This is a genomic window from Agromyces sp. Marseille-Q5079 (assembly GCF_051016555.1).
Lineage (GTDB): Bacteria > Actinomycetota > Actinomycetes > Actinomycetales > Microbacteriaceae > Agromyces.
The window spans coordinates 61129-82442 of sequence record NZ_JBPEJF010000004.1 but is presented as its reverse complement, the minus strand read 5'-3'; the positions used below and the strand labels follow the sequence as shown (position 1 = coordinate 82442).

The 21314-nt window shown below is 68.7% G+C and carries 21 protein-coding genes; 10 read left to right on the top strand and 11 right to left on the bottom strand.

Annotated features, from left to right (window positions below; translation table 11 throughout):
* Positions 1 to 46: 46 nt before the first annotated feature.
* Positions 47 to 1414 (bottom strand): vanadium-dependent haloperoxidase, encoded by a 1368-nt coding sequence (locus ACR3IO_RS11020; protein WP_434071255.1) that lies wholly within the window; start codon positions 1412 to 1414, stop codon positions 47 to 49.
* A gap of 135 nt (positions 1415 to 1549) precedes the next feature.
* Here ACR3IO_RS11020 and ACR3IO_RS11015 point away from each other — a divergent pair, with 135 nt between their 5' ends.
* The 7 genes from ACR3IO_RS11015 to ACR3IO_RS10985 all read left to right on the top strand — a co-directional run bounded on the left by ACR3IO_RS11015 (position 1550) and on the right by ACR3IO_RS10985 (position 8189).
* Entirely contained in the window at positions 1550 to 1807 is a 258-nt protein-coding gene (locus tag ACR3IO_RS11015; protein ID WP_434071254.1) for a hypothetical protein, read from the top strand.
* A 169-nt stretch (positions 1808 to 1976) separates the two neighbouring features.
* Complete coding sequence (locus ACR3IO_RS11010) at positions 1977 to 3095, top strand: hypothetical protein (protein ID WP_434071253.1); 1119 nt, start codon at positions 1977 to 1979, stop codon at positions 3093 to 3095.
* Positions 3096 to 3427: 332 nt separating this feature from the next.
* The gene (locus ACR3IO_RS11005) at positions 3428 to 4609 is read left to right on the top strand and encodes a Na+/H+ antiporter NhaA (protein WP_434071252.1); all 1182 of its coding nucleotides are present in this window, start codon (positions 3428 to 3430) and stop codon (positions 4607 to 4609) included.
* On the top strand, positions 4606 to 5328 hold the full coding sequence (locus ACR3IO_RS11000; protein ID WP_434071251.1) for an ABC transporter ATP-binding protein: 723 nt from the start codon (positions 4606 to 4608) through the stop codon (positions 5326 to 5328). The genes ACR3IO_RS11005 and ACR3IO_RS11000 overlap by 4 nt, the downstream gene beginning before the upstream one ends.
* Positions 5325 to 6083: an ABC transporter permease gene (locus ACR3IO_RS10995; protein WP_434071250.1), complete on the top strand. Its 759-nt coding sequence runs from the start codon at positions 5325 to 5327 to the stop codon at positions 6081 to 6083. Before ACR3IO_RS11000 ends, ACR3IO_RS10995 begins: the two co-directional genes overlap by 4 nt.
* A 50-nt stretch (positions 6084 to 6133) precedes the next feature.
* Positions 6134 to 7501 (top strand): TrkH family potassium uptake protein, encoded by a 1368-nt coding sequence (locus tag ACR3IO_RS10990; protein ID WP_434071560.1) that lies wholly within the window; start codon positions 6134 to 6136, stop codon positions 7499 to 7501.
* Positions 7494 to 8189: a potassium channel family protein gene (locus ACR3IO_RS10985; RefSeq protein ID WP_434071249.1), complete on the top strand. Its 696-nt coding sequence runs from the start codon at positions 7494 to 7496 to the stop codon at positions 8187 to 8189. The genes ACR3IO_RS10990 and ACR3IO_RS10985 overlap by 8 nt, the downstream gene beginning before the upstream one ends.
* A gap of 67 nt (positions 8190 to 8256) precedes the next feature.
* On the opposite strand, the gene ACR3IO_RS10980 is transcribed toward ACR3IO_RS10985, so the two are convergent.
* The 5 genes from ACR3IO_RS10980 to ACR3IO_RS10960 all read right to left on the bottom strand — a co-directional run bounded on the left by ACR3IO_RS10980 (position 8257) and on the right by ACR3IO_RS10960 (position 13655).
* Positions 8257 to 9039: an ABC transporter permease subunit gene (locus ACR3IO_RS10980; RefSeq protein WP_434071248.1), complete on the bottom strand. Its 783-nt coding sequence runs from the start codon at positions 9037 to 9039 to the stop codon at positions 8257 to 8259.
* Between the two features lie 10 nt (positions 9040 to 9049).
* The gene (locus tag ACR3IO_RS10975) at positions 9050 to 9991 is read right to left on the bottom strand and encodes an ABC transporter ATP-binding protein (protein ID WP_434071247.1); all 942 of its coding nucleotides are present in this window, start codon (positions 9989 to 9991) and stop codon (positions 9050 to 9052) included.
* A gap of 39 nt (positions 9992 to 10030) precedes the next feature.
* Positions 10031 to 10744, bottom strand: coding sequence for a TetR family transcriptional regulator (locus ACR3IO_RS10970; protein WP_434071246.1), 714 nt, complete (start codon positions 10742 to 10744; stop codon positions 10031 to 10033).
* 491 nt (positions 10745 to 11235) lie between these two features.
* The gene (ychF, locus tag ACR3IO_RS10965) at positions 11236 to 12309 is read right to left on the bottom strand and encodes a redox-regulated ATPase YchF (RefSeq protein ID WP_434071245.1); all 1074 of its coding nucleotides are present in this window, start codon (positions 12307 to 12309) and stop codon (positions 11236 to 11238) included.
* Positions 12310 to 12392: 83 nt separating this feature from the next.
* Positions 12393 to 13655, bottom strand: a complete 1263-nt coding sequence (locus ACR3IO_RS10960; RefSeq protein WP_434071244.1) for a nucleotide disphospho-sugar-binding domain-containing protein — start codon at positions 13653 to 13655, stop codon at positions 12393 to 12395.
* A 186-nt stretch (positions 13656 to 13841) separates the two neighbouring features.
* Here ACR3IO_RS10960 and ACR3IO_RS10955 point away from each other — a divergent pair, with 186 nt between their 5' ends.
* Positions 13842 to 15677, top strand: a complete 1836-nt coding sequence (locus tag ACR3IO_RS10955) for a histidine-type phosphatase (RefSeq protein WP_434071243.1) — start codon at positions 13842 to 13844, stop codon at positions 15675 to 15677.
* Between the two features lie 25 nt (positions 15678 to 15702).
* On the opposite strand, the gene ACR3IO_RS10950 is transcribed toward ACR3IO_RS10955, so the two are convergent.
* Complete coding sequence (locus ACR3IO_RS10950; RefSeq protein WP_434071242.1) at positions 15703 to 16485, bottom strand: class I SAM-dependent methyltransferase; 783 nt, start codon at positions 16483 to 16485, stop codon at positions 15703 to 15705.
* A 66-nt stretch (positions 16486 to 16551) separates the two neighbouring features.
* Here ACR3IO_RS10950 and ACR3IO_RS10945 point away from each other — a divergent pair, with 66 nt between their 5' ends.
* Both ACR3IO_RS10945 and ACR3IO_RS10940 read left to right on the top strand, forming a co-directional pair.
* On the top strand, positions 16552 to 17169 hold the full coding sequence (locus ACR3IO_RS10945; RefSeq protein WP_434071241.1) for an exonuclease domain-containing protein: 618 nt from the start codon (positions 16552 to 16554) through the stop codon (positions 17167 to 17169).
* Between the two features lie 80 nt (positions 17170 to 17249).
* The gene (locus ACR3IO_RS10940; RefSeq protein WP_434071240.1) at positions 17250 to 18719 is read left to right on the top strand and encodes a DNA recombination protein RmuC; all 1470 of its coding nucleotides are present in this window, start codon (positions 17250 to 17252) and stop codon (positions 18717 to 18719) included.
* Between the two features lie 21 nt (positions 18720 to 18740).
* Here ACR3IO_RS10940 and ACR3IO_RS10935 read toward each other — a convergent pair whose 3' ends face one another.
* The 4 genes from ACR3IO_RS10935 to ACR3IO_RS10920 all read right to left on the bottom strand — a co-directional run bounded on the left by ACR3IO_RS10935 (position 18741) and on the right by ACR3IO_RS10920 (position 21307).
* Entirely contained in the window at positions 18741 to 19094 is a 354-nt protein-coding gene (locus ACR3IO_RS10935) for a hypothetical protein (protein ID WP_434071239.1), read from the bottom strand.
* 12 nt (positions 19095 to 19106) lie between these two features.
* Complete coding sequence (locus ACR3IO_RS10930; RefSeq protein WP_434071238.1) at positions 19107 to 19418, bottom strand: hypothetical protein; 312 nt, start codon at positions 19416 to 19418, stop codon at positions 19107 to 19109.
* 37 nt (positions 19419 to 19455) lie between these two features.
* Positions 19456 to 19845, bottom strand: coding sequence for a VOC family protein (locus ACR3IO_RS10925; RefSeq protein WP_434071237.1), 390 nt, complete (start codon positions 19843 to 19845; stop codon positions 19456 to 19458).
* A gap of 79 nt (positions 19846 to 19924) precedes the next feature.
* Positions 19925 to 21307 carry an MFS transporter gene (locus ACR3IO_RS10920; RefSeq protein WP_434071236.1) on the bottom strand — a complete coding sequence of 461 codons (1383 nt, stop codon included), beginning with the start codon at positions 21305 to 21307 and terminating at the stop codon, positions 19925 to 19927.
* Between the last annotated feature and the right edge of the window lie 7 nt (positions 21308 to 21314).

Sequence of the window (21314 nt, the reverse complement as noted above, 5' to 3'; positions counted from 1 at the left end):
GTTCACGGACGCTCCCGCACCGCCTCGCGGTGCGGGAGCGTCCGGTTCAGCGACCGACCGCCCCGAGGTAGTGCTCGGCCCCGTACTCGGCGACGTTCACGCCGAGCTGCTGGCCCTGGACGTCCGCATGGCGGAAGTGCAGGCCCGCCCAGATGCGAGCGTCGATGAGTTCGGCGAGCGGCTGCGAGAACGTGTCGAACGTGCGCACCTTCTGCTCGGTCGGAGCGAGCAGGCCGGACGCGCTCGTGATCTGGAAGCCGCCCTCGATCACGTCACCGAAGTACATGCGCAGGATGGTGACGTGGGCGGTGTCGAGGCAGTTGTGCCCCGACGGGTGCTCGGGGTACGGCGCGGTGATCAAGGCCGTCCAGCCCGGCTCGGCGACGGTGTCGGCGTTGCCGTCCTCATCCGCCCGCGGGATCGCGTTCCACGGCCGCCAGAAATCGTAGTAGTACTTGTCGTTCCAGCAGTTGATCGCCGCATCGGCGCCGCTCAGGTTCTGCAGCGCCAGGAGCCTCGCGCTGTCGGCGGCGTTCAGGTCGTTCCGCTCGATGAGCTGTCGTGAGACCTCGTTCCAGCTCAGGATCGGGGCGCTCTGCCACCACTTCGCGATGTAGGTCTCGTCATCCGAACGCGTGGACCCCACGGCTCGACCCAGTTCCTGAACCTCGGCGAGCTCCTCGGCGTACGCGTCGCTGTCGAGTTCGAGCGGTGGCACGGTGCGGAACTGCGAGGCGCTCTCGATGAAGAACGGCTCGACGCCGCCCACCCACGGAGTCGGGTCGAGGAGCGGCATCCCCGCAGCATTCAGGAGCGGCGTCCAGTGACCGGCCGAACCATCGGGCACCCACTGCGACGGACCGAACCGCCCGTCATCCGCCCTCGCCGCGAGCATCGCGTCGGCGGCGGCGTGCCCTGCGGAAATGCCCTGGTTCTTGAACTGGCCGTTGTCGATCGCCCCGAGCGAGTCGTCGTACTCGGCGTCGAGCGTGTCGAGGAGTGCATCGCGGTTCAGGAACGGCGCACGTTCCGGCGCGCTCGAGACGATCGCGGAGAGCACGTCGTAGGCGGCGGTCGCCACCGCAGCGTCCGTCGAGGCCTTCGCCCCGAAACGCCGGTCGAGGAGATACGGCCGATACTGCTTGGGACCGATCGCATTGACCGCGTCGTACACGGCACCCTGGGTCATGCCCATGTTGATCTGGAAGGCGGGGGGTGCACCACCGTTCGGCCCGGGGACGGCGGCGAGCGTCGACGCCGCGACCGCGTTCCAGTGGGTGATCTCGGTGGCGTCCGCTGCGACCGGGGGTGCGGCCGATGCGGAAGACGGTGCGGCGGTGATGCCGTACGCACCGAACGTGGCCGAAGCGACGAGCGCTGCGGCCATGAGGCTGATGGATCGACGACGGGTCATGATGCCCCCAACATGTTGCGATGAGTCAGGCGCCCGGGCTACCTCCGAGGGTCCCACCAAACCGCGACGATGTCTATAGCATGAAAGCGTGTTCCTGTCCAGAATCAATCTGGACGCACCCTCGCAGCGCTACACGTGCTGAGCCTCGAAGAGGGCTTCCGGACCGCGTACTTCATGACGGAGCAGTACATCGCCCTCGAGAGCAACCCGGATGACGGCCTGATCCTGTTTCAGGGATCATTGGACTCCGACCCCGCGCGCTGGAGCGACTGGCGGAAGGCTGTGACCCGACGAGCACTCGCTGACCCGGCAGCAGCCAGTGAATATCTGCACGACTTCCGATTCCGTTTCGCCGCACCCGGCGAGGGAGGCAGCGCCTCGGATCCCCTCTGACCACTCACCCATCCGTCATGGACTGGGCGACTGTTTAGCGGTTGGCGGTTTGTACGGCCACGGGTCGACGGGTGATGCGGGAGGCAGCAATTGCACGATCGGTTGCACCTTCGGTCGTCCGGTGGACTCGCGGTCTCCCGATACTGGACGCAGAGCGAAGTAGGTGAGCATGGATCTGCACCTCGCAAGGACCGACGTCGATCAGGCCAAACCAACCCCTGCTCAGCGAGTTCCGAAGGACGCCACGGGTCTTCAGCCGATCCTCGGTCTACAACGTTGGGCAGGGAACCGGGCGGTCGCCAACGCCATAGCGCCAGCGATCGTGGCACAGAGGGACGATGGCGCGGCTCGCCCGCCGGCGCCGGCCTTGGCGGGTACTGCCCTAGCCAGGGCTGAGCACATCCGGGCGAGCACCACAGCCAGGCTCGCGAACATCGCGGTTTACAACGGCACCGCCGACGCAGCTATAGGTTCCTACCGCGAGAAGCGAACCACTTTCGCGACGCGGTGGGGCGCGGCATGGGATCGACACAGCACCAAGCTGGCGGAGGGGAACGAGGCCGCAGCAAGCCAGAATCTCGTCGAAGGCATCGTGATCGGCACGTTAGCGGCAGTGCTGATTAGTGCTGGGGCCGCTGCGGTCTTCCCGGCCGCTGCTGCAGCAAGTATGACGACGGGGGCGTTCTGGGCGTTCAATATCGGCTCGAACGCTGCCAGCAGCGTGGTGGGAGGTCTCACAGCTTCTGCAGTAGGTCGACCATCGGTGCCCGGGCCCACGGCAGGTCGACGAGATGCCGAAGCCGAGGGCTGGCAGCGAGTTGCCGCCGCCGAACAAGCAGCACGAGCGGTTGCTGCGACAGCGCCAAAGTTCGGGTTGGAGCTTGGAAACGCCGAGTACTGCATCGCACAGGTCCAGGCGCACATCGACGGACGAGGCGGCGATATGACTTGGGATGAGACGCTGAATATGGTTTCCACCTTGGCCAACTGGGAACTGAGTGTCGCTTCCTTCGACGCCGAGATCACCGCAAAGACCACGGCGATGGCATCGTTCGGGCAAGCCGCTCAGGACTTCCAAGTTCCATCGGTCGACGACACGGAGAAACACATCTGGAGGGGCTGGATGAGCACGCTTGATGACTCCAGCGACGAGGCACTTGATCAAGATGTCATCCAGCGACACCTTGTCAGGCTGGGACTGATTCCCGATCATGTCTATATGACGAATGAGGACCAGCATCGCGCGGTCGCCACTGCCCGAGCACAGATCGCCGCTCCGACGCCCTGAGCCGCGGGAACTCTCATTCGTTCACTGGCTAGGCGCAGACCGTGATCAACTTCGCAGCGTCCGCATCCCGGCGATCCTCCTCGAGCTGTTCCCACCGGACAGAACCATCCGCTGAACGACGTCAGCGGTCGCAGCTATGGATCGACTTTCGGGAGCGGCGAATTCGCTCCTCGGTTGATAGATCGCCCACGACGGCGGCACCACGACACTCAGAACGTCTCCTGTCAGAGGGTGATCATCCGTCGATAGACTGATGTTGGCGCGCCGGGAAGTCTGGTCGGCGGGCGACTAGTCGGTCGCTCTCGAAGCTTCGCTGACCGGATTGGTGGCCCGTGTCCATTCTTCGCTCACCGCGTGCTGCCGCGGTCGCCCTCCTCATGGCGGCGATACTTGCCTTGGTCCTCGCCAACTCTCCGGTTGGGCCGGCTCTCTTCGCTGTCCAAGACTTGCACGTCGGTATCCCGGGAACCCCGCTCTACTTGTCGACCGGGCACTGGGTAAGCGACGGGCTGCTGGCAGTGTTCTTCTTCGTCGCCGCAATCGAACTCAAGCACGAGCTCGCCGATGGGCAACTGAACACGCTGGCCAAGGCGGCCAAACCTGCGATCGCCGCCGCGGGCGGCGTGGTCCTGCCGATCGCGATATACCTCGCGGTCACGACCGGCTCCGGATACGAATCGGGGTGGCCTGTCCCGACCGCGACCGATATCGCTTTCGCTCTTGGCATCCTCGCCGTGTTCGGGCACGGTCTGCCCGGACGCCTCCGAGTGTTCCTTCTCGCCCTGGCGATTCTCGACGACATCGTCGGTATCGCCTTCATCGCCGTGCTCTTCACCGACGATCCCGATATTCTCGCGCTGCTCTGCGCCGCGATCGGCGTCGCGGTCTTCGCCCTGCTGAGCCGCCACCTCGACGGCCGCAAGCGAGCGCCCATCGGGGCCGCGATGATCCTGGTCGGCCTCGTCGTGTGGGGGTTCGTCCTTGCCTCCGGTGTACACCCGACTATCGCGGGGGTCGCGCTCGGCTTGGCGATGCACCGCCCGCCCGCGGCTTCCGTCCGGCATGCGCTCGAGCCGGTCACGAACGGGTTCATCCTGCCGCTGTTCGCTTTCTCCGCCGCGCTCGTGGTCATCCCGCACCTCGGTATCCGCGACTTCGCGGCACCGTTCTGGGGAATTACCCTCGCTCTGCCGATCGGGAAGCTGCTGGGCATCGTAGCCGGGGGATGGTTGGCCGACCGGCTTGATCGAAGCGGGCACCCGCCGCTTCTCACGTTCGGTGGACTCGTGACCGCGGGCGCGCTTGGCGGCATCGGCTTCACCGTCTCGCTGCTCATGAACGAGCTCGCGTTCCACGCCGCGCCCGAAATTGCTGACGAGGGCACGCTCGCCGTCCTCCTCGGTTCGACGATATCGATCATCACCGCGTCGATACTGGTGAGCTGGCAAGCCCGCTACTTCCGTCGACTGCGCCGCCTCCGCGAACACGTCACCGCCCGAAGGGACCTTGCATGACCGCTCGGCTGGCAGCACACGGGCTGTGCCGCAGGTTCGGCCCCACACACGCTGTCGAGGACGTCGGGTTGGTCGTCGATCCCGGGCAGGTCCATGCGCTCGTCGGTCTCAACGGCGCTGGCAAGACCACCCTGATGCGTCTCCTCCTCGGCATGCTTCGCCCGGACCACGGCGGCATATCGATAGGCGGAGTCGCCCTCGGCGGGCTGCCAGCTGAGCGTTGGGCTCGTGTCGGTCATCTGATCGAGACCCCGTTCGCCTACCCCGAGTTGAGCGTCCGGGCGAACCTCACCATGGCCGCTCAGCTTCGCCTGGTCGACCGCCACCAGATCCCCGCGACGGTCGACCAGGCGATCAGCGAGCTCGAGCTCGGCGCGTACGCACACGTGCTGTCGCGCCGTCTCTCGCAGGGCAACCGGCAACGACTCGGCCTGGCTGCCGCCCTCCAGCATCATCCTGAGCTGATCGTGCTCGACGAACCCTCGAGCTCGCTCGACCCCGCAGGTGTGATCCTGCTCCGCGAAGCGATTCTCCGCCGACGTGACGCGGGAGCGGGGATTCTCGTCTCCAGCCACCACCTCGACGAGGTCGCCCGAATCGCCGATCGGATCACGGTGATGAATCACGGGCGACTCATCGGCACCCTCGACCCGCGAACCCCCGACCTCGAGCGCGCCTTCTTCCACGCTGTCCATGCCGACGATGAGGGCCGACGATGAACAACCTCCAGATCGCCCTGGCAACAGAGTTGCGAAAGGCCGCCGCTTCGCGGGTGTTCCGTTCGGTAACAGTGCTGCTGATCGCCGGCATCTCCGTCCTCGCCGGCGCCCTCATATTCGCCGCGCGCATCGGTAGGGAAGAGATCCTCGCCAAGCTCGGTCCCCTCGCCGACGCAACCGGTTGGCCGCTGCTGGCGAACATCGTCATGCAGGTCACGTCCGCCGGGGGCCTTGCCGCGTTCGGTATCGCGGTGAGCTGGATCTTCGGCCGGGAGTTCCTCGACGGCACCATCACCAGCCTCTTCGCGCTCCCCGTGCGCCGCAGCACGATCGCCTCAGCGAAACTGAGCATCTACCTCGGCTGGGCGATCCTCACCGCGGCCGCCCTGACGCTCACCTTCGGCATGCTCGGCCTCATCCTGGGCTACGGACCCGACGCTGCAGCGGCCGGTCTCCTCGGCCAACTCTTCGTGCTCACCGTCTTCACGGCACTCCTCGCGGTCCCAGCCGCGTGGGCAACCACACTCGGGCGGGGGCTCCTGCCTGGAATCGCCACCACGATCGGGATCGTCGTGATCGCCCAGGTCGGAGTCGTTGCCGGCATCGGCGGGTGGATGCCGCTCGCCGCCCCTGCCATCTGGGCGATGCGACTCGAACCCGTCAGCCCCGTGCAGCTTCTGCTCTCCCTCATCATCCCGGCGGTGTGCTGGCTGGCCACGACCCGTGCGTGGTCCCGTCTCGAACTCGACCGTTGACCGGTTCCCCCGGCGTCGCGCCCGGGGGTGGGTAGAGTCCTTCTGTGGGCATGCAACGGGGCGCGGTGTGGCGCCGCCGATCGCGTCGGTTGCAGGTCGCCTTGCACCCCGCACAAGCCGTCGTCCTGGGCTTCGCGACGGCCATCGTGATCGGCGCGCTCGTGTTGATGCTTCCGATGTCGACCTCGTCGGGTGCGTGGGCCGACCCCATCGATGCGCTGTTCACCGCCACATCGGCCGTCTGCGTGACAGGCCTGACCGTCGTCGACACCGCCACCTTCTGGAGTCCCTTCGGACAGGTGGTGATCCTGGCGCTCATTCAGCTCGGCGGGCTCGGGATCATGATCTTCGCCTCACTCATCGGCCTGGCCCTGGCACGGCGACTCTCCGTGCGCTCGAGAATGAACGCGGCCGCCGAGGCGAAAGCCGTCGGCTTCGACGACGTGCGCGGCCTCGTCCGTGGCATCGTGCTGATCTCATTCTTCATCGAAGCCGCCGTGTTCATGCTTCTGCTACCCCGTTTCCTGTTCGGCTACGGGTACGACCTCGGCGCGGCGAGCTGGCATGCGATGTTCCACGCCGTGTCCTCGTTCAACAACGCCGGCTTCGCGCTCTACACCGACAACCTCATGGGCTTCGTCGACGACCCGTTCATCTGCCTTCCGATCGCTGCCGCCATCATCCTGGGCGGCCTCGGCTTCCCGGTCATCATGCAGCTCCGGAGGGAATTCGCACGGCCGTTGCACTGGTCGATGAACACGAAACTGGTGCTCTGGGGAACCGTCGTGCTGCTGATCGCCGGCACCGCCTACATCACCCTCCTCGAGTGGGACAACCTCGACACGCTCGGCAGCCTTGATCCGGCCGGGCGGCTCCTCGCCGGGTTCTTCCAGTCGGTGCAGACCCGGACCGCGGGATTCAATTCGGTCGACATCGGCGCGATGCGCGAGGAGACCTGGATCGGCATGGACGTGCTGATGTTCATCGGCGGCGGCCCGGCCGGAACCGCGGGCGGCATCAAGGTCACCACCTTCGCCGTGCTCTTCTTCATCATGCTCACCGAACTCCGCGGCGAAGGAGCCGTCAACATCTTCGGCAAACGCCTCTCCCGAGCCGTGCACCGACAGGCGATCACCGTCGTCCTCCTCGCAGTGGGCGCCGTGTTCACGGCAACGATCGCCCTGATGCTGATCACCGGCCTGGATCTGGACCGGGTCCTCTTCGAAGCCGTCTCAGCGTTCGGGACGGTGGGCCTGTCCACCGGGATCACCGGCGCACTACCGCCAGCTGCAGAGCTGATCCTCACGGTGCTGATGTTCCTCGGCCGGCTCGGACCGCTCACGCTCGGTTCTGCGATCGCTCTCCGACAGCGCCGTATCCTGTACGAACTTCCGAAAGAGAGGCCCGCCATTGGTTAGGTTCACGCGTTTCGGCGACACTGCCCGCCGCATCGCCGAGGCGAATTCCGTCGCCGTCATCGGCCTGGGCCGTTTCGGGAACTCGCTCGCGGTGGAGCTCATGGCGGGTGGCACCGAAGTCCTCGGCATCGACGCCAACGAAGACATCGTGCAGAGCCTCAACAGTCAATTGACACAGGTCGTGCGTGCGGACTCCACGAAAGAGGAAGCTCTCCGCCAGCTGGCCGTGAACGAGTTCGATCGTGTCGTCGTCGCCATCGGCAGCGATATCCAAGCCTCGATCCTCACGTGCTCGGCGCTTCTGAGTATGAAGATCCCGCAGATCTGGGCCAAAGCCGTCGACGACCGGCACGGCCTCATCCTCGAACAGCTCGGCGTGCACCACGTCATCTACCCCGAGAAGGACATGGGCAAACGGGTTGCACATCTCGTCCGCGGTGCCGCGATGGACTTCCTCGAGATCGACCGCGGTTACGCCTTGGTGAAGACTGCTGCCCCCGCACGCCTGCATGGCGTACGTCTGGGTGATACCGGCATCCGGAAGACCTACGGCGTGACGATCGCCGCGTTCCAACGCCCCGAAAGCGCCTGGCAGAATGCCGATGCCGACACCATGCTCGGGCCGGGCGACAAGATCCTCATCGTCGGCCCGACATCGAACGCCGAGGACTTCGCCCAACTCGCGTGAACTGCCACGGATGTCATGGGGGCCTGGCGATGGGGTGCGACCGAGTGCCGCACCCCCATCGCGGCTCTCAGCCGGTGATGTCGCGCTGGCGGAGGGCCAGCGTCGCGGCGACGACGAACACGGCGCCGAGGCCCCACAGCAGCCCGAGGCCCGCCCAGTCCGTGCCGTCGATCAGCGGAAGCTCGCGGTACGCCCATGAGTACGGCGACAACGCGCGCAACCATTCGGCGTCCTCGACCTGGTTGGCGATCGCGTTGAACACGTAGCCGATCACCGCGACCCCGGCGCCCGCAGCGGTCGCGAGGACGCGCCGGCCCGTCGCGGCACCGACCAAGAGCGCGATCGTGCCGGACACGAACGCCAACCCCACCAGAGCCGCCGACACACCGAACACATTCGGCGGGTCGATGCCGAGCTCGGACGGCTCGTTCAGCACAAGCACGATGCCGCCCGCCAGCAGTCCCAGCCACGCAAGCCGCACCAGCACGGAGAGCGCCGATTCGAGGGCGTACTGGCTGCGTCCGACGCCATGGGCGAGCGTGAGCTCCAGCTTGCCGGATTCCTCTGCGCCGGCGATCGCGGACGAACCCCAGGAAGTGGCCGCGATGACGAGGAGTAAGAACCCGATCAACCCGTAGAACGTGCTCTGCGCGTATCCGGGGCCAGAGGCGATCTGCTCGTAGCCGAGCGTCTTCACCAACTCTTCGGGCATGCTGTCGATCATCTGCTGCATCTCCCCTTTGCCGCCGATGCTCGGGAACAGCGGGAGATACAGGAACAGGGCTGCAGCAGCACCGAGACTCCACCCGACCAACGATCGCCAGGAGTCGCCGATCGAACGACGGAACACCGGAAGCGCCCTAACCACGGTGCACCCCCGCGCCATGGCCGGTGCTCGAGGAACCACCGTAGAGCTGCAGGACGGACTCCTCGAGGTCGGGCTCCTCCACGACGAGATCACTGACCTCATGCCGAGCGAAGAGCTTCACGAGCGGGTCTATGTCCCCGTCGAGCGTCGCAGTCACCCGTGCAACGCCCTCACCGGTGATCACCACATCTCGAAGGCCCGGGATGGTCGCGAGCTCATCGCGAACAGCATCGGGATCAGCCCGATCAAGGCTCACCCTGACACGCCGAACCCGGCCAAGGCGTAGCGAGGCGACGGCGCCTTCCGCGACGATCCGGCCCTCGTTGAGTACGGCGACGTGGTCCGCGGTCTGCTGGATCTCGCTCAGCACATGCGAACTCAACAGCACCGTCTGCCCGGCCGAGCGGGCCTCGCGCACCATCTCGAGGAACTCCCGCTGCACCAGCGGATCCAACCCGCTCGTCGGCTCATCCAGCACGAGCAGTTCCGGGCGGTGCATGAACGCTTGGATGAGGCCGAGCTTCTGCTTGTTGCCCTTGGACAGTGTCCGCACCTGTCGATTCAGATCCAGCCCGAGCCGATCGGCGAGACCCTCGATCACGCCTGGCGCGACGGTGCCGCTGATCTCCGCATAATGTCGCAGGAGATTTCGGCCGCGGATGCGCCCCTCCAAACGCAGCTCACCCGGCACGTAACCGATCCGGCGCCGAAGCGTTGCACCACCGATCCGCGGATCCTGCCCCAGTACCCGTGCCTGACCCGACGACGGCCGAATGATGTCGAGCAGCGTCCGTAGTGTGGTCGTCTTCCCAGCGCCGTTCGGGCCGATCAGCCCGAACACAGTTCCAGGCTCCACTGCAATGTTGAGGTCGTGAATCGCCTCGTGCGATCCGTACCGTTTCTTCAAACCGAGTGTTTCGATGGCAGGGGTCATCGCCCATGCTCCTTTCAAGGAAGAGAAGTCTCCGAATGATCAAGAACCGGCACCGTGCGGCGGATCCGGGTCCTGATTCGGGTCGTTCTCGCCCTTATCGGAGCGAGGGCCACTCGTTCGCGCGAGTGCCTCCTGCGCGGCGACGAGGAAACGATCGTCCGTGTAGAGGCCGTGCGTGTACAGGTCGAGGATCGGCACCGTCGAGCGACGGATCCCTTCCGCGCTGAGTTGCTCTACTCCGAGGGCACGTGTGATCTGATGATGCATCACCAGCGGCACCACCCCGTACAAGGTCAGATACAGCGCTGTCACCGAACGATCGGCCGGGTCACGCATGATCCCTGCCGCGACCTGCTCATCGATCATCGCCGCCGTCCCCGCCTGGAGTGCGTCGAAGAGTTCATCTGCTGCGGGGCTGCTCGACGTGAGCATGCGTGACGTGTAATCGATCAATGGACGATAGGTGTCGACATCCGCGAGCCAGCGTTGGATTGCCATCGCCGAGTCACCGCTCGCGAGCTCGTCCTTCCGCCCGAGGAACTGACTGACCACGTACTCATCGCAGGCCAAGCGCAGCCCATCCTTCGAGTCGAAATGGTGCACCACCAGCGCAGGGCTGACCCCAGCGAGCGTCGCGACTGCACGCACGGAGGTGGCCGCATATCCCTCGCGCCCGAAGAGGTGCAAAGCCGCATCACGAATACGCGCCTTTGCCGTCAGATCCCCATCGGCTAAACGCACGTTCAGTATCATAAACGAACGTTCAGCAACCCGGCAAGGCATAAGGTCCATCCGCCTAGACCCGATCGGGGTGGCGGTGAAGGCGGCGGACGTCGAGTTTCCTCTGCGCCAACTCCGCGTAGTTCGGCAGGTCCAACGCGCACCCGGTGGAAATGTCGGGATCTCAGCACCGATATACGGTCCCGAGCGGACGGTGTTCCTTGCGGATGAGCTACTTCAGATGCTCAGCCGTCACTTCGAGGAGATCGGAGTTTACGGGTCGGAGCAGTGGCTCTTCCCCGCGCCTTCCGGGATGCCGCCGCACCAGAACACCGTCGGCCATTGGTGGCGGCTCCAGACCTACGCGCGTCTGTGGCCCACGGCCGAGGACAAGACGCGCGCCGCGGCGGGCGGACTACTGCGCGCCGCGTTGGCCTCCGTAAAAACTCCCGCGGACTCTTTGCGGACTCGTCATTCATGAGGACCACCACCAGCCCCGAAAAGTCACGGGAGTTGGCCGCGCGTCACACGTTGAAGCGGAACTCCACCACGTCGCCGTCCTGCATGACGTAGTCCTTGCCCTCCATGCGGGCCTTGCCCTTGGCGCGCGCCTCGGCGACCGAGCCGGTCTCGACGAGGTCGGCGAACGAGATGACCTCGGCCTTGATGAAGCCGCGCTCGAAGTCGGTGTGGATCACGCCGGCGGCCTGGGGGGCCTTGTCGCCCTTGTGGATCGTCCATGCGCGCGACTCCTTGGGGCCCGCCGTGAGGTAGGTCTGCAACCCGAGGGTGTCGAAGCCGATGCGGGCGAGCTGGTCGAGGCCGGACTCCTCCTGGCCGGTCGAGGCCAGCAGTTCCGCGGCATCCGCGGGGTCGAGGTCGATGAGCTCGGACTCGATCTTCGCGTCGAGGAACACGGCCTCGGCGGGGGCGACGAGCGCCGCGAGCTCGGCCTTCTTCGCGTCATCCGTCAGCACCGTCTCGTCGACATTGAAGACGTAGATGAAGGGCTTCGCGGTGAGCAGGCCGAGTTCCTTGACGGGCGCCAAGTCGACGGATGCCGCGGACAGCGGCGTTCCGCGCTGCAACACGTCTTGCGCCGCCTTCGCGGCCTCGAGCACCGAGGGGTCGAGCTTCTTGCCCTTGATCTCCTTCTCGAAGCGCGGGATGGCGCGTTCGAGGGTCTCGAGGTCGGCGAGGATCAGCTCGGTGTTGATGGTCTCCATGTCGGACTTCGGGTCGACGGTGCCCTCGACGTGCACGACGTCGGCGTCTTCGAAGCCGCGCACGACCTGCGCGATCGCGTCGGCCTCGCGGATGTTCGCGAGGAACTTGTTGCCGAGGCCCTCGCCCTCGGAGGCGCCGCGCACGATGCCGGCGATGTCGACGAACGACACCGCGGCGGGCAGGATGCGCTCCGAGCCGAAGATGCCGGCGAGCGTCTCGAGGCGCGGATCGGGCAGGTTCACGACCCCCACGTTGGGCTCGATCGTCGCGAACGGGTAGTTCGCCGCGAGCACCTGGTTCTTGGTGAGGGCGTTGAAGAGGGTGGACTTGCCGACGTTGGGCAGGCCGACGATGCCGATAGTGAGAGCCACGGGGGTCTATCGTACCGGTGCGTCGGCCTCCGGCCTCATCCGAAGCGGATGCCGCGCCTGCCGGACCGACGCGGCTGTCGCCGTCAGCCCGCGCGACGCCCGACCGCGGGCAGTCCCTCGAGCTCGGCGAGGAGCGCGCCCGATTCGGCCTCGGCCCGGATGCGCTCGCCCAGCGCCGCGGCCGCGTCGCGATAGGAGGGCTCGAGCAACAGGTCGAACACCGCCGTCGCGATGGCGGAGGCATCCGACTTCGCCGGCAGCACGATGGCGGCACCGTGGCGGGCGGCGCGGGCCGCGTTCTCGGGCTGGTCGCGGCCGAGCGGGAGGCAGAGCACCGGCACCCCTGCGGCGAGCGCCTTGATGAGCGTGCCGTGCCCGGCGTGGGTGATCACGACCGCGGCCCGCGGGATCAGCTCGCCGTGCGCGGCCGAGCGGACCACGACGACGTTCGACGCGGCCGGGATGTCCGCCGGGTCGATCGCGGGCCCGGTGGTGATGACGGCGCGCACCGGGAGGGTCGCGAGCGCACGGGAGATCCTCGTGAGCAGGTCGGCCTGCCGCATGAACGAACTCGAGAGTCCGACGACGACGAGCGGGGCGTCACCCGGCGGCAGTTCCAGCGCCCCCTCGACCGGGATGTCCTCGAGCACGGGTCCGACGTACCGCACGTTCGGCGCATCCGGCGGCGGGTCGTCGAATGCCGAGCCGGTGAGCACGAGCACGCGGTCGGCGTGATCCCACTGCTCGCCGGGGTTGCGGACCGGCGCGAGGCCGTGCTCGGCACGGGCCGCGTTGACCGGGCCCATCCCGGCACGGGCGGCTGCCGTCATGAGCGCGTACGCCGCGCGGTCGCGCGCCCGGCCCAGCGCGTTGTGCGCGGGCGCGAGCCCGAGGCCGAACGGCGGGCGCACGCGCGAGGGCTGCAGGTATACGCTCCCGACGAGCACCGCGGTCGGGATGCCGCGCGCCTCCGCGCCGATGAGCGCGCCGAGGAGCAGGCCGTCGGCGAGTACCGCGTCGAACGGCTCGGCGTCGAGCGCAGCCACGACGTCCGCGGCGTAGCGGGCGGCCGGCCCGGTCATCAGGCGCTCGCGCACCCGGTTGAGCGCGCCGAACTGCGTGCGGCACTCCCAGTCCTTGAGCAGGTCGTCCTCGAGCGCCGTCGACCTGCGCTGGGGCGCGGTCGGCCAGGTTCGATGGGTCGCCCCGGTGACGGCGATCGCATCTGCGAGCGTCGGATCGCCGTAGACGACGACCTCGTGACCGTGGTCGACGAGCAGGCGCGCGATACCGAGGTTCGGCGGGGTCGCTCCCCCGCCGTCCCAGACGGCGAGCAGGTACCTCATGCCTGAAGAATCCTCCCGTGCCGGGCGCCGGTCAAGCGAAATCCCGATCGGCGCTCGAACGGATTCCCGGCCGCCGGCCGATTCGACCCCGACGGGTCACCCGATCGTCGGATTCCGTTCACCCGCCGCCGGTACTCCTGACGAGGCCCGATCGTCGGGGCCCGCACCCCTACGCACGGAGGTCCCATGATTCGCCAGCTCCCCACCCGCCGTCGACTCGGAGCCGCGGGCGCCGCGCGCCTGGCGCTCGCGGCAGGCACCCTCGGCGCCCTCGCCGCGGTCGCGCTCGCGGGCCCGGCCGTCGCCGCCGAGACATCCGACTCACCCGTGCCCGACGGGTTCTACAGCAGCAAGCAGCCCTACATCGCGCCCGAGCCCGCCGACCTCGAGGCGTACTCGCCCGCACCGGCCGGCTACGCGACGATCGCGACCGAGTCGGTCGCGCGGCACGGGTCGCGCGGCCTCTCGGGCTACAAGTACGACGCGCTGCTGCACCGGCTGGCCGAGACCGCCGCAGCCGAGGGCGGATTCCTCACGCCCGAGATCGGCACGGACTTCATCGCGAACCTCGACGCGATCACGGCCGCGAACGTCGAGAACGGCTACGGCATGCTCACGGGCCAGGGCGCGACGCAGCACCAGGGCATCGGCGCTCGCGCCTACGAGCGCAACGCGACCCTGTTCGCCGAGGCGTCTGCCGCAGGAGACCGCATCGTCGCGGAGACCTCGGGCGAGGCGCGGGCCACCGAGTCGGGCGAGAACTTCCTGCTCGGCTTCGCGGATGCCGCGGCCACCGCCGGCGGCGCCGTGCCCGCGCTCGACGAGCCGCTCGTCGCGCACCCCGAGCGCCTGTACTTCCACAAGGTCGAGAACCCCGACGGAACCGACAAGGCCGAGGGCTCGCCCGAGCGCGAGGTCGCCGAGGCGTACGAGGCCTACCTCGAGGAGCAGACCGGCGACGGCGGCACGATCGCCGCCGCGACGGACTTCATCGAGGAACTGCCCCGCTCGGTCGAGGTCGCCGACGAGCTCCTGTCGGGCATCTTCACGCCCGAGTTCATCGCCCAGATCGGCGCCGACGACGCGCACACCTGGTTCAACACCGCCGACGGCACCGAGACGGGCGCCGTGACCTGCGCGCCGGGCGCCGACCCGGCCGCCGACCCCGACGCGTGCGGCGATCCCGAGAAGTCGATCGAGAGCCCCGTCGACGCGGCCATGACGCTCTACAACCTCTACATCATCGCCGTCGACATGCAGGAGGAGAACGTCGCGCCGCACGAGTTCGACTTCGACGCGTACTTCGTCGGGCACGAGGCGGATGCCGAGTGGTTCGCGTACCTGCTCGATTCCGAGGACTTCTACGAGAAGGGCCCGAGCCTCGCGGGCCACGACGAGACGTACCGCATCGCGAAGCCGCTCCTCGACGACTTCTTCGCGATGATCGACGCGCGTGCCGCGGGCGGCGACGTGGCGGCGACCTTCCGGTTCGCGCACGCCGAGACGATCATCCCGTTCGCGGCCCTGCTGCGCCTGCCGGGCTCGACCGTGGCTGCGCCAGACGTCGCCTCGCCCGCGAGCGCCGCGGACGTCTACGACTACGCGGGCAACCCGTGGCGCGGCGCCCAGGTGACGCCGATGGCGGCGAACGTGCAGTGGGACGTCGTCGCGCGCGCGGGCATCGATCCCGCGACCGGCGCCGCGTACACCCCGCTCGTCCGCATGCTCTCCGACGAGCGAGAGATCGCCTTCGCCGAAGGCTGCACGCCGGTCGCCGAGGGCTCGGCCTGGGTCAAGACGACCGAGCTGAAGCGCTGCCTCGCGGATGTCGCGACGGCCGAGAGTCCCCTCATCGCCGATGACCCGGCCGCCGCCGCGTCCGACGCATCCGCCGCCGCGGGCCCGCAGCTCGCCGAGACGGGCGTGGAGACCGGGGCGGCCACGGCGGCCCTGCTGCTCGTCGCGACCGGCGCCGCGGCATCCGTCATCGCCCGCCGGGTGCGACGAGCCCAGCGCGGCTAGCGCAGCCCACGCGTCCGCGCGCGGCTCACCCCTCGAGCCGCGCGCGGAAGCAGCGCGTGAGGTAGGGCACCTCGAGCTCCACGGCGCCCGCGACGTCGGGATGGGTGTCGAGCAACGTCTCGAGCGCGCCGATCGTCGCCTCCTGCTCGGTGGGCGATGCGGTGATGAAGGTGCTGCGCGATCGGACCAGTTCGAGGAACCGCTCGCGCGACATCCGCTCGGTCCACTCGACCGTGTGCTCCTCGACCTCGCCGAACGGCGGCCCGATCGTCACGTACGCCTCGAACGTCGCGCTCGCGTCATGGCGTTCGTGCATGATCTCGCCGGCGTCGCGCAGCCAGTCGGCGCGGAGGTCGCGGCTGTTCCAGACCAGGCCGAGCACGCCGCCCGGCCTCAGCACTCGCGCGATCTCGGGCAGCGCGCGATGCGGCTCGAACCAGTGCCACGCCTGGCCCGCGACGACCGCGTCGAACGAGTCGTCCTCGAGCGGGATGTCCTCGGCCGTGCCGAGGATGCGCGGCACGCCCGGCACCGCGAGCTCCAGCTCGTCGAGCATCTCCTCGACCGGATCGACGGCGATCACGTCGCGGTCGAGCGCGACGAGCGCCTCGGTGAGCTTTCCCGTGCCGGCACCGAGGTCGAGCACCTCGACCGCCTCGCCCACGAGCCACGAGACGGCCTGGGCCGGGTAGCCGGGCCGGGCCCGGTGATAGACGGATGCCGCCGCGCCGAACGATCTCGCCGCCGCGACCGTCGTCGGCGCAGCCGGATCGCCGAGGGGCGGTGCGGGGTCGGTCGTCTCGGTCATGGCGCCCATTCCACGCCTGCGGCGAGGCATCCGTCAACCGTCGGCGGTGCATGGCACGATGCTGACGTGCCAGTGGACTTCACCGCGATCGACTTCGAGACCGCCAACCCGTCGAGTGCGTCGGCCTGTTCGATCGGACTGGTGAAGGTGCGGGGCGGCATCGTCGTCGACCGGCTGCACCGCTTCATCCGCCCACCATTCCCGCACGACGAGTTCTCGGAGTGGAACGTGCGCGTGCACGGCATCACGCGCGACATGGTCGCGCAGGCACCGGGGTGGGCCGACCTGCTGCCCGAGTTCCGCGCGTTCGCGGGCGACGACGTGCTCGTGGCGCACAACGCCGGCTTCGACATGCGGGTCATCGAGAAGACCAGCGAGGCCGTCGGCGCCGACGTGCCGAACCATCGCTCGCTCTGCAGCCTGCAGGTCGCGCGCAAGACCTATCACCTCGAGTCGTACCGCCTGCCGGTCGCGGCCATGGCCGCGGGCTTCGAGGGCTTCTCCCACCACGACGCCCTCGCCGACGCCGAGGCGTGCGCGGCGATCATCGTGCACGCGGCCCGACGTCACGAGGCCGACGACCTCGACCGGCTCGCGCACGTCACGCGCGTGTCGTTCGGCACGGTCGGCCGGGTCGCCGCGGCGACCCGTGCGGCGACGCACGGCCCGATGGCGCTCCAGTAGCGCCGCCTCCCCCACGCCCGTCGCGCCCACGCCGACGGCTCTCGCCCGCGATGTCGGCGGCCCCTGCCACACTTGGCGGCATGGAGATCCTGCTGCTCGTCATCGGCCTCGTCGTCGGCATCGCACTCGGTGCGCTGGCCACCTGGTTCCTCGCGTCCAAGCGCGCGGCCGAGGCCACCGTCGACGCGCCGGCGGTCGAAGACCCCGCACTCGTCGAGGCCCGGCACCAGGCCGAGATCTCGGCACTGCAGGCGGGCGGCGCCGCCGAGCAGGCGCGCATCCGTGCCGAGGAGCAGCAGGCGCAGGCGCAGCTGCAGGCCGAACTCGCGGCCGTACAGGCCACGACCGTGGGCCTGCGCGAGCAGATCGAGTCGGCGCGCACGCAGTACCGCGAGATCGTCGAGCGCCAGCGGTCCGAGCAGCAGCAGCGCGAGGCCCGTGAGGCGGCCGACAGCAAGGTGCTGCAGGCGCTGGCCCCGGTCAAGCAGACGATCACCGAGATGCAGGCGAAGGTCACCGAGCTCGAGACCCAGCGGCACCAGCAGCACGGCGAGTTGAGCCAGCAGCTGAAGATCGCCGCCGAGAACGAGGAGCGCCTGCGCTCCACGGCCGAGACGCTCGCCTCGGCGCTCCGCTCCAACAGCACGCGCGGCGTCTGGGGCGAGACGCAGCTCAGGAGCGTCGTCGAGGCGGCGGGCCTGCTCGAGCGCGTCGACTTCGACACCCAGCACTCCATCACCACCGACGCGGGCGCCGGCCGCCCCGACATGGTCATCCACCTGCCCGGCGGCAAGAACATCGCCGTCGACGCCAAGGTGCCCTTCAACGCCTACCTCGAGGCCAGCCAGATCCCGCTCACGGCGACGGGCGCCGAGGCGGCTCGCCGCGATGCGCTCATGAAGCAGCACGTCAAGGCCGTACGCGACCACATCACCGCGCTCGGCGGCAAGACCTACTGGGCGGGGCTCGGCGCCTCGCCCGAGATGGTCATCGCGTTCATCCCGAGCGAGTCGCTCGTCTCGAGCGCCCTCGAGACCGACCCCGCCCTGCTCGACTACGCGTTCTCCAAGCGCGTCGCGCTCGCCTCCCCCGTCACGCTCTGGTCGGTGCTGAAGACGGTCGCCTTCAGCTGGCAGCAAGACGTCCTGACCAAGGAGGCCAAGACGCTCTTCGACCTCAGCCGCGAGCTCTACGCGCGCCTGTCGGTCACGGCGGGCCAGATCGAGAAGCTCGGCCGCACCATCGAGCGCACCGTGAAGGACTACAACGCGTTCGTCGGCTCGCTCGAGACCCGGGTCATGCCGACCGCCCGCAAGCTCAAGGCGCTCGACGAGACCAAGGTGCTCGCACAGCTCGAAGGCATCGAAGAGAGCCCGCGCGAGCTGACGGCCTACGAATTCACCTCGGCGGCCACGACCGAGACGGCGGCCATCGAGGTGGGCGCCTCCGACGCATCGCCCGAATCGTCGGTCATCGACGCCGAGTTCGACCTCGGCTCCGACGACGCGAGCTTCGCCGCCGACATCGACCCCGAGATCCGGTCGATCTGACGTCGCGTCCGACCTGAACGCTCAGTCCCGCCGCAGCGGCGGCAGCGTGCGGAGGATCTCCGGATCCACCCGGCGTCGCACGATGCGCACCGGCCGGGCCGTGACGACGTCATCGACCACCTCGAGCTCGGCCGGCGCCTCGATGCGCAGGTCGGCGTCGGCGTCGGCGAACCGCAGCCGCGCCGAGGCCCGGTCTACGCCGGCGTCCTCGCGCAACACGCGTTCGCGCGCCTCCCGGCCGTCCGGCGCCGACAGCTCGTCGTCCACGCCGACGAAGGTGTGGCCGCGCACCGCCCGCCCCGTCTCGGGGTCGTAAAGCACGCTCACCCGCTGTCTCGTCTCGACCTTCTCACTGCTCGCCGTCTCGTCGATCATCGAACGGCCCCCTCACCAGAAGTTCCGGGCGACGCGCCCGCGCGCGAACGAGTTGACCACGAACATCCGCACGCTCACGCTCGTGACGCCGTCGCGGGCGACGACCGGCGGGCCGTCGTCGCCGAAGTTCTCGACCCCGCTGTCACTCACGATCTGCGAGACGCCGAACCGGGCGAACGTGCCGTCGTCGTCATCGACGCTGTTGACCGAGGTGAGCGCCACCTCGACGATCGTGCGTCCCGGATGCGAGACCTGGAACGTCCACGTGTGCGTGTACACGCCGCTGCTCGACGCCCACGGCGCATTCAGCGATTGCCCCAACATGCCTCGGGTCTACCAGCTCCCGGGGCGCGCCGGAGCGTCACTGCGCGATCAGGCTGAGCACATTGCCCGAAGGATCGCGGAACCAGCAGATGTCCGGCCCCTGACCGGTCTTCGACCCCCACGCGATACCCCGCTCGTCGGTGCCGAACGAGTGCGGGTCGGTGTAGATCTTCGTGATGACGCCGGCGGCATTGAGGTCGTCGACCGTGCCCTCGAGATCGGCGACCTCGAAGTTCAGGATCGTGAACGACGCGGGTTCGTGATCGTCCTTCGGATACACGAAGACGCCCTGGCCCGACGGGAGCGTCAGCCGCAGCCCGCCCATCGACTCCTCGACGGCCAGCCCGAGCACCTCGCCGTAGAACGCCCGGGCCGCGTCGACGTCGTGCACGCTGAAGCCCGGGAACGCATCACTGATATCCACCATCGGATCCCCCTTGTTCGCGGTGTTCGCGCCCACCATGGCACACTCGGCGGTCCACGTCGAGGGTGAGGCAGCCGGACGGTCAGTCGCGGAGCGCCCCGTCGTCCGAGGCCGGCGGGTGGCTCTCGTCCGACGGCGACGCGAACCCGGCCGCGGCCTCCGCCCCGGTGACCACGCCCACCGCGTCGGTCGGCGGCGCGGAGTCGAGCGGGTGGGCGAGCTCGTCCTTTCCGAGCCGGGCGATGGCGAGGGTCGCGAACGCGATGAACGGCGGCACGAGTCCGGCGAGGAGGAACGCGGGTGCAAGCCCGATCGCCTCGCCGACGGGGCCTGCGACGGCCATCGACACGGGCATGAGCGCGAGCGACACGAAGAAGTCGAGACTCGACACGCGTCCGAGCATCGACGGCGGCACGCGGCGCTGCAGCAGGGTTCCCCACACGACTTGCGCGCCGTCGAAGAGCGCTCCGACGAGGAACAGCGCGATGACCATGACCCAGAGCTGCGAGGTGTAGCCGATGATCGCGAGCGGGAGGCATCCGACACCCCACGCGAGGATCATGAGCGTGAGGTAGCGCCGCGGCAGGCGGAACGACGCCACCGTGAGCGACCCGACCGCACCGCCGACGCCGAACGCGGCGAGCGCGAGCGCGAACGCCCCGGCGCCGCCGCCGGTCTGGTCCTTCACGGCGAACGGCAGCAAGACCTCGATCGGCCCCATGATGATGAACACGAGGACGATCGAGAAGACCAGGGTGGCGAGCAGCCACTTGGTGCGCACGAGGTAGGCGAACCCGTCGCGCAGGTCGATGAAGGACTGCCGCACGGGGTGCCGCACGACCTCCTTCGGGTCGCGCCGCACCGGCGTCTCGCGCATCACCGCCAGCACCACGACGGCGACGACCTGCATGCCGGCGACCGCGGCGAACGCCAGCCACGGCCCCTGAAGGGCGATGAACGCGCTCGCGAGCGCGGGGCCCGCCGCCTGCATGACGGCTGGACGCAGCACGCCCTCGATGCCGTTCGCGGCGAGCAGCTGCGAGCCGGGCAGGAGCGCGGGCAGCCAGGCCGAGTAGGCCGGGTAGAAGAACCCGTCGGCCAGGCCGAGGACGAACGAGATCGCCGCGATGTGCCACACCTCGATGACACCCGTCGCGGCGAGCACCGCCGCGACGGCGAACGCCGCACCCCGCACGATCTCGACCGTGATGAGGATGCGCCGCTGCGGGATGCGGTCGGCCGCGACGCCGCCGATGAGCACCGCGAGCACGAGGCCGAGGCTCGATCCGACCGCGACGAGCGAGAGGTCGATCGGGGTTCCGCCGAGCTCGACGACCTGCCAGACGGCGGCGACCAGCCAGGCGCCGGCCGACAGCAGCGACGCCGCGAGGGCGAGCGCGAGCAGCCGGTACTGGGCGACGCCGAACGGCCGAAGGGCGCGCGGCAGTCTCTGGCGGTCGGTCACCGTCCCA

What these genes read in the sequence shown, in the direction of transcription:
- ACR3IO_RS10975 (WP_434071247.1), bottom strand. Translation starts at nt 9,991, where the DNA reads ATGACCCCTGCCATCGAAACACTCGGTTTGAAGAAACGGTACGGATCG.
- ACR3IO_RS10960 (WP_434071244.1), bottom strand. Translation starts at nt 13,655, where the DNA reads ATGAGGTACCTGCTCGCCGTCTGGGACGGCGGGGGAGCGACCCCGCCG.
- ACR3IO_RS10995 (WP_434071250.1), top strand. Translation starts at nt 5,325, where the DNA reads ATGAACAACCTCCAGATCGCCCTGGCAACAGAGTTGCGAAAGGCCGCC.
- ACR3IO_RS10990 (WP_434071560.1), top strand. Translation starts at nt 6,134, where the DNA reads ATGCAACGGGGCGCGGTGTGGCGCCGCCGATCGCGTCGGTTGCAGGTC.
- ACR3IO_RS10970 (WP_434071246.1), bottom strand. Translation starts at nt 10,744, where the DNA reads ATGATACTGAACGTGCGTTTAGCCGATGGGGATCTGACGGCAAAGGCG.
- ACR3IO_RS10955 (WP_434071243.1), top strand. Translation starts at nt 13,842, where the DNA reads ATGATTCGCCAGCTCCCCACCCGCCGTCGACTCGGAGCCGCGGGCGCC.
- ACR3IO_RS10940 (WP_434071240.1), top strand. Translation starts at nt 17,250, where the DNA reads ATGGAGATCCTGCTGCTCGTCATCGGCCTCGTCGTCGGCATCGCACTC.
- ACR3IO_RS10935 (WP_434071239.1), bottom strand. Translation starts at nt 19,094, where the DNA reads ATGATCGACGAGACGGCGAGCAGTGAGAAGGTCGAGACGAGACAGCGG.
- ACR3IO_RS10925 (WP_434071237.1), bottom strand. Translation starts at nt 19,845, where the DNA reads ATGGTGGATATCAGTGATGCGTTCCCGGGCTTCAGCGTGCACGACGTC.
- ACR3IO_RS10930 (WP_434071238.1), bottom strand. Translation starts at nt 19,418, where the DNA reads ATGTTGGGGCAATCGCTGAATGCGCCGTGGGCGTCGAGCAGCGGCGTG.
- ACR3IO_RS11010 (WP_434071253.1), top strand. Translation starts at nt 1,977, where the DNA reads ATGGATCTGCACCTCGCAAGGACCGACGTCGATCAGGCCAAACCAACC.
- ACR3IO_RS10950 (WP_434071242.1), bottom strand. Translation starts at nt 16,485, where the DNA reads ATGACCGAGACGACCGACCCCGCACCGCCCCTCGGCGATCCGGCTGCG.
- ACR3IO_RS11000 (WP_434071251.1), top strand. Translation starts at nt 4,606, where the DNA reads ATGACCGCTCGGCTGGCAGCACACGGGCTGTGCCGCAGGTTCGGCCCC.
- ACR3IO_RS11020 (WP_434071255.1), bottom strand. Translation starts at nt 1,414, where the DNA reads ATGACCCGTCGTCGATCCATCAGCCTCATGGCCGCAGCGCTCGTCGCT.